Consider the following 11,987-nt stretch of genomic DNA (forward strand, 5'->3'; position numbering starts at 1 on the left):
GCAAATTTCTGCCACGAGGCGGGTGACAACACGAATTCTTATTCCTATAAGCGAGCCCGTGATGGTTGCACCGCCCGCAAGAGGCGACGCACGGTCCGGGTCTTGGGAGGAACATCCAGCCGCCACGCAGTCAATGCGTCGGATAATTCAAGGCTGAGCCAGATTTCTACTCGCTTGAAAAGCAAGGCACCGCGCCTTGCTTTTTTGTTTTTGGAGGCCCCCACGCCGCCGGGCCGGTGCCGGCGCACTCAAGCCGCCATCGCCCGGGTGGACTCGGCCTCCGGGCCGGCCGCGCCCTCGCGCAGGTTGGCGAGCGCGTAGACGGCGATGCAGAGGTAGCAGAGAACCGGGGCGCCGAGCGCCGCGCTCAGGCCGACATGGTCGGCCAGGAGCCCGGTGGCGACCGGCACCACCGCGCCGCCCACGATAGCGACGCAGACAATGCCGGCCCCCTGCGCCGTGCGCTCGCCGAGCCCCTCGATCGCCATCGCGAAGATCGTCGGGAACATGATGGCGTTGGCGAGCCCGACCGCCAGCAGGGTCCAGGCCGCGAACGGGCCGTCGGAGAGACCCGAGACCGTGGCGAGGAGCCCCGCCGCCAGCGCGCAGGCCGCGAGCGCCGCCCCGGCCCGGACGTAGCGCAAGACGACGCTGCCGACGACGCGGCCGACCAGGGCGCCACCCCAATAGACGCTGAGCAGGTGCCCGGCACTGGCCGGATCGGCCCCGAGGACGCGGGGCTGCTCGAGATAGCTCACCATCAGGGTGCCGATGGCGACCTCCGCGCCGACATAGAGGAAGATCGCCAGCGCCCCGAGGGCGAGGCGCGGCCGGCGCAGCAGATCGAGGCCGAGCCCCAGCGCCGGCCGCGCCCGCGCATCCTCGCGCAGCCAGGAGCGCAGGCACCAGAACAGGATCGCGAGCCCGATCAGGACCCCGGCGATGACGAGGAACGGCGTCTGCAGCACCGCGGCCTCGGCCTGACGGGCCGCCGCCAGCGCCGCCGGCGAGAGGGTGGCGGGGTCGAGCGGGGTCTGGGTCCCGCGCGAGAGGATCGCCCAGGCGCCGATGGCCGGGCCGACCGTGGTGCCGAGCGCGTTGAAGGTCTGGGCCAGCGTCAGCCGGCTCGGCGCCTGCGCGGCGGGGCCGAGCCGCGTCACCAGGGGATTGGCCGCCACCTGCAGCACCGCGATGCCCGACGCCATCACGAAGAGCGCCAGCAGGAAGAGGGGGTAGAGGCCGATCCGCGCGGCCGGCGTGAACATCAGGCCGCCCAACGCCATCACGGCGAGCCCGAGGACGAGGCCGCGGATATAGCCGATGCGGGCGACCAGCAAACCCGCCGGCAAGGACACGATGGCGTAGGCGAGGAAGAAGCAGAACTGCGTCAGCGTCGCCTCGGCGTAGCTCAGGGCGAACAGGCCCTTGAGCTTCGGCGTGATGATGTCGACCAGGACGGTGGCGAGCCCCCAGGTGAAGAACAGGGCCAGCATGATGGGCAGGAGCAAGCGGCGCCGCCCGTCCGTCGCCTCGCCGCCAGCGCCCTCGTCCGCCGCGCGCGCCGGTGGCAGCATCGGCCCCTCCCCTGTCAGCGGCCCGTCGGCTCAAGGAGCCGCGCGGCCTTGCGGACTTTTGTCGGAGGGGGCTCCCCCCTGTCAATTGCGGGGCCGTTTACAAACCCGCGAGCGGAAACACCGCGAGGGCGGCGAGCAGAGCCGCCCCGGCGAAGAGGGTGGTCCAGACCGCCTTCTCGCGCATGCGCGGCAGGGCGGGCGCCCCGAGATCCTGCCCGGGCACGATGCGCTCGGCCCGCGTCTCGGGCTGGTTGCGCAGCGGCAGGATCGCGAAAAGCAGCGTCCACCACAGGACGAAGTAGAGGGCGATGGCGCCCCCCACCGTGAGCTTGAACAGGCCCACCGCCACCGCGATGAAGGCGGCGGCCAGCGCGACCACGGTCGCGAGCGTGCGCGGGGTGGTGCGGGCGAGCGCGTGCATCGGATGATCTCCCACGAGGCCGGTCAGACCTGCTCCAGCTCGGTCAGGGTGCCGAGGAAGTCCTTCGGGTGCAGGAACAGGACCGGCTTGCCGTGGGCACCGATGCGGGGCTCGCCGGTGCCGAGCACCCGGGCGCCCTGCGCCTTGAGCGTGTCGCGGGCGGCCAGGATGTCGTCGACCTCGTAGCAGACGTGGTGGACGCCGCCGCCGGGATTGCGCTCGACGAAGCTCGCGATCGGCGAGTTCTCGCCCAGCGGCGCCATCAGCTCGACCTTGCTGTTGGGCAATTCCACGAACACGACCGTGACGCCGTGCTCGGGCTGCGGCAGGGGCTCGGAGATCTTCGCCCCCAGCGTGTCCCGGTAGACGGCGCAGGCCGCTTCGAGATCGCGCACCGCGATGGCCACGTGGTTGAGCCGGCCGATCATTGTCTCGCTCCCTGTCCTTCGCGTTCCTGCCGCGGCACGCGCCTGTCCGATCATCCGGAGACGCGTGCCGCAGCTCCTATCACACCTCGACCACCTGCACGTGGCAGGCGGGCTTCTTGCCCCAGGTCTCGTTGACGGCCGAGCGGACGGCGCGGTCGACCGCCTTCTCGACAGCCTCCGAATCCCGGCGCTTGCCCTTCGAGAGGCCCGAGAGGGTGCGGCCGACGGTCTCCACCACCGTGTCGAGGAGCGGCTGGCCGCCGCGCCCGCGATTGGGCAGGCCGATGATGTCGATGGCGGGCTCGCCCAGGACCTCGCCGGTCTCGTCGATGGCGATGGCGACCGAGACGAGGCCGGCCTGGGCGAGCTTGCGCCGCTCGGGGATCGCCCGGTCGCGGTCGTCGATCAGGACGTTGCCGTCCTTGTAGAGGCGCCCGGCCTTGACGTGATCGACCACCTCGGCCTTGCCGGGCGCCAGCCGGATCAGGCTGCCGTTGCGGGCCTTGACGACGTTCTGGACGCCCTGCGCCCGGGCGAAGCGCGCGTGCTCGTCGAGGTGGAGGGCCTCGCCATGGACCGGGATCGCCGTCTGCGGCCGGGTCCAGGCATACATCTCGGCCATCTCGTCGCGGCGCGGGTGGCCGGAGACGTGGACGAGCTCGGTCCGGTCCGTGACCACCTCGACGCCCTGGTTGATCAGGTCGTTGATGATGGAGCCGACTTCCCGCTCGTTGCCGGGAATCGCCCGGGAGGAGAAGATCACCCGGTCGCCCGACGCCAGGGTGACGTCCGGGTGGTCCTTGCGGGAGACCCGAGCCAGCGCCGCCCGCGGCTCGCCCTGCGAGCCGGTGAGCAGCGTCACGACCTTCTCGCGCGGCAGGTAGCCGTAGCTGTCGGCGGAGCGGAAATCGGGCAGGCCGTCGAGGAAGCCGCATTCGCGGGCGACGTCGATCACCCGGTCCATGGCCCGGCCCACCGCGATGACCTCGCGCCCGCAGGCCTTGGCGGCCTCTGCCACCGCGCGGATGCGGGCGACGTTCGACGCGAAGGTCGTCACCGCGACCCGGTGCGGCGCCTCGGCGATGAGGCGGCTCAGGGTGGCGGCGACCTCGGCCTCGCTCGGGGAGCGCCCCTCGCGCACGACGTTGGTGGAATCGCAGACCATCGCCAGGATGCCCTCGTCGCCGAGCGCCCGGAAGGCCGATTCCTCGGTGACGTCGCCGAGGATCGGGGTCGCGTCGAGCTTCCAGTCGCCGGTGTGGAGCACGAGCCCGTGGGCGGTGCGGATCGCCACCGCGTTCGATTCGGGGATCGAGTGCGAGACCGGCACGAAATCGATCTCGAACGGCCCGAGCGTGACCCGGCGACCGGGCTTGATCTCGCGCAGCTCCACCTTCGGCGCGCCGGGCTCGCCGAGGCGGCGCGTTTCCAGGAGGCTCTTGGCGAAGCGCGTGGCGTAGACCGGCACCTTCAGGCGCGGCCACAGCTCGCTGATCGCCCCGATATGGTCCTCGTGCGCGTGCGTGATGAAGATGCCGAGCAGATCGGCCTTGCGCTCCTCGATGAAGGACAGGTCCGGGAACATGAGGTCGATGCCCGGCATCGCCTCCTCGCCCGCGAAACCCATCCCGCAATCGACCATGATCCATTTCCGGCGCTTCTCCGGGCCGAAGCCGTAGAGCGCCGCGTTCATGCCGATCTCGCCCACCCCGCCGAGCGGCAGGAAGACGAGCTCGTCTTGGCCCATCGTCATTCTGTTCAATCCAACGTCATGCCGCCGTCGCGGCCGTCCCAAAATGCACCTCGCCCGCCGTCACGGTTCTGCGCGTACCATCCGGGGCGAGGATAACGAGCCGCCCCCCCTCGTCGATCGTCTCGAACAGGCCTTCCAGCGTCTCCGCGCCGGACCGGACCGCGACCCGCGACCCCAGGCCCGAGGCCCGCGCCAGCCAGCGGGCGCGGATGCCTTCGAAATTCCGTGCGCGATTCCAGATGCGCGCCGTCTCGGTGACATGAATCGACAGGTATTCAAGGACTTTCTCGGCCCCGACCCCGATCCCGAGCGCCGCCAGCGACGTCGCCGGATAGGCGAGGCCCTCGGGGGCCGCCGCCACGTTGACGCCGAAACCGATCACCACGGCCCGGCGCCCGCCCGGCAGGACCTCCGCCTCGAGCAGGATTCCGGCGAGCTTGGCGCTCCCGGCGAGCACGTCGTTGGGCCATTTCAGGGTGAAAGATCGTGCGTCCGGGCCGTTCGCGAAGCCCGGCACGGTGCCGCAGGCCTGATCGAGGGCCCCCGCCAGCGCCACGCCGGCCACGAAGCCGAGGGTCGCGACGCGGTCGGGCTCGATGCCGCCGACCGGCCAGAGCAGGCTCGCCGCGAGATTGCCGGGGAGCGACGTCCAGGCATTGCCGCGCCGGCCCCGCCCCGCTTCCTGGCTTTTGGCCACGATCCAGAGCGGACCGCTCTCGCCGGCACGCGCCCGCTCCATCGCCTCGGTGTTGGTCGAGGCGAGACTGTCATGGACGTGCAGGCGGTGCCCGTCGGCCCGGGCCGCATCGCTGAGGCGGTAGTTCAATGCGCTAGAACAGCGACTTGGCCGCGGCCCCGGCGGCCCCCACGAGCGGGGCCGGCAGGAGCCAGAACAGGATCACGACGACGCTGGAGATCGCGAGCACGATCCGCAGGCCCGGCGCCATCGCCTCGTAGGGCGCGCGCGCCTCGTCGAAATACATCACCTTGACGATGCGCAGGTAGTAATAGGCGCCGACGACGCTCGTCACCACGCCGATCACCGCGAGCGCCACGAGCCCCGCCTTGATGGCGGCGGCGAAGACGTAGAACTTGGCGAAGAAGCCGGCGAGCGGCGGGATGCCGGCGAGCGAGAACATCATCGCGGCGAGGCAGAAGGCCAGGACCGGATGCGTCCGCGACAGGCCGGACAGGTCGTCGATGGTCTCGAACATCTCGTTGCGACGGCGCAGCGAGAGGATGACCGCGAAGGCGCCGAGCGTCATGGCGAGGTAGATGATCATGTAGATCACCACGCCGCGGACGCCTTCCTCCGAGCCCGCCGCGAGGCCGATCAGCGCGTAGCCGATATTGCCGATGGAGGAATAGGCCATCAGGCGCTTGATGTTGCGCTGGCCGATCGCCGCGAAGGAGCCGAGCGCCATCGAGGCGATCGCGATGAAGATGATGATCTGCTGCCAGATCGCGGTCACGTCCGGGAAGGCGCCGATGAAGAGCCGCACCGTCATGGCGACCGCCGCCATCTTGGGCGCCGAGGCGAAGAAGGCGGTGACCGGCGTCGGCGAGCCTTCGTAGACGTCGGGCGTCCACATGTGGAACGGCACGGCCGACATCTTGAAGGCGACGCCGGCGGCCACGAACACGATGCCCAGCACGATGCCGAAGCCCGGGTCCCCGTGCAGCGCCGAGACGATGCCGGGGAACGAGACGGTGCCGGTGAAGCCGTAGACGAGGGAGGCCCCGTAGAGCAGCATGCCCGACGAGAGGGCGCCGAGGACGAAGTACTTGAGCCCCGCCTCCGTCGACTTGAGGTCGTCCCGGTGGAAGGCCGCGATGACGTAGGCCGCGAGCGATTGCAGCTCGAGCCCGAGATAGAGGGCGATCAGGTCGTTGGCCGAGGCCATCACCATCATGCCGATGGTGCAGAGCAGGATCAGGACCGGGAACTCGAACCGGTCGATGCGCTCGCGCTGGAAATAGTCGCGCGAGAGCAGGATCGTGGCGGCCGAGCCGAGCAGGACCAGGCCCTTCATCACCCGCGAGAACGCGTCCGAGATGAAGGCGCCCGACAGGGTCGTAACCTTCATGCCGGCCGGCTGGGTCACGACCACGAAGAAGGCGAGGACGAGGAGCAGCAGCGCCCCGACATTGACGCCCTCGACGGAGCGCTCGCCCCGGAAGGCGCCGTAGAGGATCAGCACCAGTACGCCGACGCTGAGGATCAGCTCCGGCAGCAGCGGCGCGAGGGTGGGCAGGACGGAATGTGCGGCGGTCATCGGTCCCATACCGGTTAGCGCGCGATCGGCAGCGCGGCGGCCGCGGTCTGCGTGTTCGAGAGAGCGGTCCGGATGCTCGTCATCAGGGCCTCGGTGGAGGGCGCGAATGTGTCGAGGATCGGGGCCGGATGCACGCCGTAATAGATCGTCAGCGCGACGAGGGGCGCGATGATGAGCTTCTCACGATTGTCGAGATCCAGGATGCCCTGGAGCGAGGGCTTCTCGAGCTTGCCGTAGATCACCCGGGCGTAGAGCCAGAGCGCGTAGGCCGCCGACAGGATGATGCCGAAGACCGAGAAGAACGCCACCGTCGGGTTCGCCTTGAAGGCCCCCGTCATCGCCAGGAACTCGCCGACGAAGCCCGAGGTGCCGGGCAGGCCGACATTGGCCATGGTGAACACCATCATGGCGACCGCGTAGAGCGGCATCCGCTTCACGAGGCCCCCGTAGGCGGCGATCTCGCGGGTGTGCATCCGGTCGTAGACGACGCCGACGCAGAGGAAGAGCGCGCCCGACACGATCCCGTGCGAGATCATCAGGAAGAGCGCGCCCTGGATGCCCTGCTCGTTCATGGTGAACAGGCCGAGGGTGACGAAGCCCATATGGGCGACCGACGAGTAGGCGATGAGCTTCTTGATGTCGGTCTGCATCATCGCGATCAGCGAGGTGAAGATGATCGCGATGACCGAGAGGGCGAAGACGAGGGGCGCGAACAGGTGGCTCGCATCCGGGAACATCGGCAGCGAGACCCGGATGAAGCCGTAGCCGCCCATCTTGAGGAGGATGCCGGCCAGGATCACCGAGCCCGCCGTCGGCGCCTCCACGTGCGCGTCGGGGAGCCAGGTATGGACCGGCCACATCGGCATCTTCACCGCGAAGGAGGCGAAGAAGGCGAGCCAGAGCCAGGTCTGCATCTGCGCGGGGAAGCGCGTCTGCAGCAGCGTCGGGATGTCGGTGGTGCCCGCGTGCCAGTACATCGCCATGATGGCGAGCAGCATCAGCACCGAGCCGAGCAGCGTGTAGAGGAAGAACTTGAAGCTCGCGTAGATGCGCCGCTTGCCGCCCCAGATCCCGATGATCAGGAACATCGGGATCAGGCCGGCCTCGAAGAACAGGTAGAACAGCACCAGGTCGAGGGCCTGGAACACGCCGATCATCGTGGTCTCGAGGACCAGGAAGGCGACGAAGTACTCCTTCACGCGGGTCTCGATGGCGTGCCACGAGGCGCCGATGCAGAACGGCATCAGGAAGGTGGTCAGCAGGATCAGCGGCATCGAGAAGCCGTCGACGCCGAGCTTGAACCGGATCGTGTCGGTGAGCCAGGCATGGCTCTCGACGAGCTGGAAGCTCGACGAGGTCGCGTCGTAGCGGCCCCAGGCCACCAGCGAGAGCAGGAAGGTGATGATCGTGGTCGCGAGCGCCGCCCAGCGGGCGTTGCGCTTCACGCTCTCCTCGTCGCCGTTCAGCGTCAGGATGAACGCCGCGCCGGCGAGCGGCACGATCAGCAGGCCGGAGAGGATGCCGAGGCCGAACATCAGCGGGTGCTCCCGTTTGTCTTCTTATGGCCGCCGGCCGCGACGGGCCGACGGCATCCGCCGCGTGTCTGAGCGCAGGGCATCAGTGACCGCCCTTCGGCAGGCCGGTCATCAGGTACCAGCTGATCAGGCCCGCGACGCCGACCAGCATCACGAAGGCGTAGTGGTAGACGTAGCCGGTCTGGAGGCGGACCACGCCGCGGGTCACGTCGACCACCCGGGCCGCGATGCCGTTCGGGCCGAGGCCGTCGATGACGCGCCCGTCGCCCTCCTTCCAGAGGAACTTGCCGAAATCCTTGGCCGGGCGGACGAAGATCCGGTCGTAGATCTCGTCGAAATACCACTTGTTGAGGAGGAAGCGGTACAGGACCGGCTGCTGCGCGGCGAGCTGGCCCGGCAGCGCGGGCCGGCGGATATACATCCAGAAGGCGACCAGGAACCCGAGCACCAGCATCACGAAGGGCGAGGCGGAGACCCAGCCCGGCACGTGGTGGATGTCGTGCATGATGTGGTTGTCCGGGCCATGCGCCAGCGCGTGGCCCCAGAACGCCTCCATGCCCTCGCCGATGAAGCGGTCCTTGAAGATCAGGCCGGCGAAGAGCGCCCCGAAGGCGAGCACCGCCAGGGGGATCGTCATGACGAGCGGGCTCTCGTGCGGCTTGTGCGCGGGGTGGTCGTGGTGCTCGAGAGCGCTGTGGGAGACCGGCTCGACGTCGTGGCCCTTGTCGTCGTGGGCGACGCCCTCGTGGTGGCCCGGCAGGCCATCGGCCTCGTGCGCCGTAGCGGCGTGCGCCATGGAAGCTCGCGCAATGGCGGCGTGGGCGCCGTGCGCGTCAGCATGGGCGAGGGCCGGAGCGGCGTGCGCGTGGTCATCGTGGCCGTGGGCGCCGTGATCGGCCCAGCGGGCCGGCCCCTCGAAGGTCATGAAGAACAGGCGCCAGGAGTAGAACGAGGTGAAGAAGGCCGCGATCACGGTGGCCAGGAAGGCCAAGGTGTGGCCCGGCCGGGTCGAGGCATAGGCCGCCTCGATGATGGCGTCCTTCGAGTAATAGCCCGCCGTGAACGGGAAGCCGATCAGCGCGAGGGTGCCGATCGCCATCATGGCGGTGGTGAAGGGGATGTAGCGGCGCAGGTCCCCCATGTTCCGCATGTCCTGCTCGTGGTGCATCGCGTGGATGACCGAGCCGGCCCCAAGGAACAGCAGCGCCTTGAAGAAGGCGTGGGTGAAGAGGTGGAAGATGCCGGCCGAGTAGGCGCCGACGCCGAGCGCCACGAACATGTAGCCGAGCTGCGAGCAGGTCGAGTAGGCGATGACCCGCTTGATGTCGTTCTGCACGAGGCCGATCGTGGCGGCGAAGAAGGCCGTGATGCCGCCGATCACCGTGACGACCACGAGGGCGTCGGGCGCCAGCTCGAAGAGCGGCGACAGGCGCGCCACCATGAACACGCCGGCCGTCACCATGGTGGCGGCGTGGATGAGGGCCGAGACCGGGGTCGGGCCCTCCATCGCGTCGGGCAGCCAGGTGTGCAGCAGGAACTGCGCCGACTTGCCCATCGCGCCCATGAACAGGAGCAGGCAGGCCAGCGTCAGGGCGTGCCAGTCATGGCCGAGGAAGTGGAAATGCGCGTCCTTGAGCTCGTCGACCCGCGGGAAGATGCCGTCGAAGGCGACCGAGCCGAACAGGACGAAGACCAGGAAGATGCCCAGCGAGAAGCCGAAATCGCCGACGCGGTTGACGATGAAGGCCTTCATGGCGGCGGCGTTGGCCGAGGGCTTCTCGTACCAGAAGCCGATCAGCAGGTAGGAGGCGAGGCCGACGCCCTCCCAGCCGAAGAACATCTGCACGAGGTTGTCGGCCGTCACCAGCATCAGCATCGCGAAGGTGAACAGCGACAGGTAGGCGAAGAAGCGCGGCCGGTGCGGATCCTCCTCCATGTAGCCGATGGAGTAGAGGTGAACGAGGGTCGAGACCGTGGTCACGACGACGAGCATCACCCGGGTGAGCGTGTCGATGCGGAAGGCCCAGTCGACCGTGAGGTCGCCCGCCGTGAACCAGGTCGCGACCTGGACGCGGGTGGCGTGGTCGCCGCCCTCGAAGAACACGCCCCAGGAGAGCAGCGCCGCGAAGGCGAGGCAGCTCGTCGTCAGGTACTCGCAGGCGCGCGCCCCGAGCTGACGGCCGAACAGACCGGCGATCAGGGCGCCGATGAGGGGGAAGAAGACGATCGCGTGATACATCGTTCTGTGTCAGTCCGGCCTCTCGGGGCGCCTCGCGGCGCCCCCGTGAAGGTCCAAGGGGCGAAGGGCTTCGGGTTCGCGTCGGGTTCGCCGCGTCAGCCCTTCATCATGCTCACGTCCTCGACCGCGATGGAGCCGCGGTTGCGGAAGAACACGACCAGGATGGCGAGCCCGATCGCGGCCTCGGCGGCCGCGACCGTGAGGACGAACAGGGCGAAGACTTGGCCGGTGATGTCGTTGAGATGGGTCGAGAAGGCCACCAGGTTGATGTTCACGGCGAGCAGGATCAGCTCCACCGACATCAGGATCACGATGACGTTCTTGCGGTTGATGAAGATGCCCAGCACGCCCAGCGTGAACAGGATCGCGGCGACCGTGAGGTAGTGGCTCAGTCCGATCATCGTTCTTCCCGTGTCTCCACACGCACGCGCCTCGCCCCGCCTGGGGACGGACGATTCAAACCTCGACGCCCTGGCGGGACGGGACCTTGCGGGTCTCGACGGCCATCGCCTGGGTGCGGGCGTTCTGGACCGCGATGTTCTGGCGCTTGACGCCCGGCCGGTCGCGGAGCGTAAGCACGATGGCGCCGATCATCGCGACGAGCAGCACGAGGCCGGCGATCTGGAAGAAATAGGCGTATTCCGTGTAGAGGACCCGGCCGAGGGCGGCGGTGTTGGTGAAGCTGTCGTCCGCCGCGACATTGCCGAGCGGCGCCTGAACGAGGCCCGGATCGATGGTCCAGGAGCCGACGACGAGCAGCAGCTCGATCAGGAAGATCGCCCCGATCAGCCCGCCCACCGGCAGGTATTGCTGAAAACCCTGGCGCAGCTGCGCGAAATCCACATCGAGCATCATCACGACGAACAGGAACAGCACCGCGACGGCGCCCACGTAGACGACGATGAGGATCATCGCCAGGAACTCGGCGCCCATCAGCACGAACAGGCCGGCGGCGTTCACGAAGGCGAGGATCAGGAACAGCACCGACGCCACGGGATTGCGCGACGCGATCACCATGAAGCCGGAGGCGATCGCGACTCCGGCGAACAGGTAGAAGAAGGCAGCGGCTGCGGTCATGCGATGTCAGGTTCAGCCGCGCGGGGCGGCCCCTTCTGCCTTGTGGGCCATCGGCCGCACCGGCGGCCCGTCTATAGAACTCGGCACTACGGCGCACAACCCGAACCCGCACTTGCGCGGGTGACAGCGTGCGCCGATCCGTCGGCCCGCGCGGGATGGCCCCGCGCCGGCTCGGGCCCTCCTAGCGGTAGGGCGCGTCCATGGCGATGTTGCGCGCGATCTCGCGCTCCCAGCGGTCGCCGTTCAGGAGGAGCTTCTCCTTGTCGTAGAGAAGCTCCTCGCGGGTCTCCACCGAGAACTCGAAGTTCGGCCCCTCCACGATGGCGTCCACCGGGCAGGCCTCCTGGCACATGCCGCAATAGATGCACTTCACCATGTCGATGTCGTAGCGGGTGGTGCGCCGCGTGCCGTCGTTGCGGCGCGGGCCCGCCTCGATGGTGATGGCCTGGGCCGGGCAGATCGCCTCGCAGAGCTTGCAGGCGATGCAACGCTCCTCGCCGTTGGGATAGCGGCGCAGCGCGTGCTCGCCCCGGAAGCGCGGCCCCCGGTGGCCCATCTCGAAGGGATAGTTGATCGTCGCCTTCGGCTTGAAGAAATACTTCATGGCGAGGAAGAACCCCGACACGAACTCCTTCAGCAAAAGGCCCTTGGCGACCTGATCGAGCTGCATCGCGCGATCTCCAA

11 protein-coding genes are annotated in these 11,987 nt (G+C 68.8%); all 11 read right to left on the reverse strand.

From position 1 onward, the window contains the following. Positions 1-248: 248 nt before the first annotated feature. The 11 genes from F6X53_RS10200 to nuoI all read right to left on the reverse strand — a co-directional run bounded on the left by F6X53_RS10200 (position 249) and on the right by nuoI (position 11,973). Positions 249-1,574, reverse strand: coding sequence for a sugar MFS transporter (locus tag F6X53_RS10200; protein WP_150999904.1), 1,326 nt, complete (start codon positions 1,572-1,574; stop codon positions 249-251). A 97-nt stretch (positions 1,575-1,671) separates the two neighbouring features. Continuing rightward, positions 1,672-1,995, reverse strand: a complete 324-nt coding sequence (locus F6X53_RS10205) for a DUF1467 family protein (RefSeq protein WP_150999905.1) — start codon at positions 1,993-1,995, stop codon at positions 1,672-1,674. 23 nt (positions 1,996-2,018) lie between these two features. Beyond that, positions 2,019-2,423 (reverse strand): methylmalonyl-CoA epimerase, encoded by a 405-nt coding sequence (gene mce / locus F6X53_RS10210; RefSeq protein WP_150999906.1) that lies wholly within the window; start codon positions 2,421-2,423, stop codon positions 2,019-2,021. 79 nt (positions 2,424-2,502) lie between these two features. After that, on the reverse strand, positions 2,503-4,176 hold the full coding sequence (locus F6X53_RS10215) for a ribonuclease J (RefSeq protein ID WP_150999907.1): 1,674 nt from the start codon (positions 4,174-4,176) through the stop codon (positions 2,503-2,505). Between the two features lie 16 nt (positions 4,177-4,192). Continuing rightward, positions 4,193-5,002: a biotin--[acetyl-CoA-carboxylase] ligase gene (locus F6X53_RS10220; RefSeq protein WP_150999908.1), complete on the reverse strand. Its 810-nt coding sequence runs from the start codon at positions 5,000-5,002 to the stop codon at positions 4,193-4,195. Between the two features lie 4 nt (positions 5,003-5,006). Continuing rightward, positions 5,007-6,452: an NADH-quinone oxidoreductase subunit NuoN gene (gene nuoN / locus F6X53_RS10225; protein WP_150999909.1), complete on the reverse strand. Its 1,446-nt coding sequence runs from the start codon at positions 6,450-6,452 to the stop codon at positions 5,007-5,009. A 14-nt stretch (positions 6,453-6,466) separates the two neighbouring features. Further along, on the reverse strand, positions 6,467-7,987 hold the full coding sequence (locus F6X53_RS10230) for an NADH-quinone oxidoreductase subunit M (protein ID WP_150999910.1): 1,521 nt from the start codon (positions 7,985-7,987) through the stop codon (positions 6,467-6,469). 82 nt (positions 7,988-8,069) lie between these two features. After that, positions 8,070-10,226, reverse strand: a complete 2,157-nt coding sequence (gene nuoL / locus F6X53_RS10235) for an NADH-quinone oxidoreductase subunit L (RefSeq protein WP_150999911.1) — start codon at positions 10,224-10,226, stop codon at positions 8,070-8,072. 95 nt (positions 10,227-10,321) lie between these two features. Next, complete coding sequence (gene nuoK / locus F6X53_RS10240; protein ID WP_003598182.1) at positions 10,322-10,627, reverse strand: NADH-quinone oxidoreductase subunit NuoK; 306 nt, start codon at positions 10,625-10,627, stop codon at positions 10,322-10,324. Between the two features lie 55 nt (positions 10,628-10,682). Then, a complete protein-coding gene (locus tag F6X53_RS10245) occupies positions 10,683-11,303 on the reverse strand; it encodes an NADH-quinone oxidoreductase subunit J (RefSeq protein ID WP_150999912.1) in 621 nt (206 codons plus the stop codon). A 181-nt stretch (positions 11,304-11,484) separates the two neighbouring features. Next, positions 11,485-11,973 (reverse strand): NADH-quinone oxidoreductase subunit NuoI, encoded by a 489-nt coding sequence (nuoI, locus tag F6X53_RS10250; protein ID WP_150999913.1) that lies wholly within the window; start codon positions 11,971-11,973, stop codon positions 11,485-11,487. Between the last annotated feature and the right edge of the window lie 14 nt (positions 11,974-11,987).

It is taken from the genome of Methylobacterium soli, assembly GCF_008806385.1.
Lineage (GTDB): Bacteria > Pseudomonadota > Alphaproteobacteria > Rhizobiales > Beijerinckiaceae > Methylobacterium > Methylobacterium soli.

Coding starts and splice junctions, on each gene's coding strand:
- F6X53_RS10200 (WP_150999904.1), bottom strand. CDS start 1,574: ATGCTGCCACCGGCGCGCGCGGCGGACGAGGGCGCTGGCGGCGAGGCG.
- F6X53_RS10205 (WP_150999905.1), bottom strand. CDS start 1,995: ATGCACGCGCTCGCCCGCACCACCCCGCGCACGCTCGCGACCGTGGTC.
- mce (WP_150999906.1), bottom strand. CDS start 2,423: ATGATCGGCCGGCTCAACCACGTGGCCATCGCGGTGCGCGATCTCGAA.
- F6X53_RS10215 (WP_150999907.1), bottom strand. CDS start 4,176: ATGACGATGGGCCAAGACGAGCTCGTCTTCCTGCCGCTCGGCGGGGTG.
- nuoN (WP_150999909.1), bottom strand. CDS start 6,452: ATGACCGCCGCACATTCCGTCCTGCCCACCCTCGCGCCGCTGCTGCCG.
- F6X53_RS10230 (WP_150999910.1), bottom strand. CDS start 7,987: ATGTTCGGCCTCGGCATCCTCTCCGGCCTGCTGATCGTGCCGCTCGCC.
- nuoL (WP_150999911.1), bottom strand. CDS start 10,226: ATGTATCACGCGATCGTCTTCTTCCCCCTCATCGGCGCCCTGATCGCC.
- nuoK (WP_003598182.1), bottom strand. CDS start 10,627: ATGATCGGACTGAGCCACTACCTCACGGTCGCCGCGATCCTGTTCACG.
- F6X53_RS10245 (WP_150999912.1), bottom strand. CDS start 11,303: ATGACCGCAGCCGCTGCCTTCTTCTACCTGTTCGCCGGAGTCGCGATC.
- nuoI (WP_150999913.1), bottom strand. CDS start 11,973: ATGCAGCTCGATCAGGTCGCCAAGGGCCTTTTGCTGAAGGAGTTCGTG.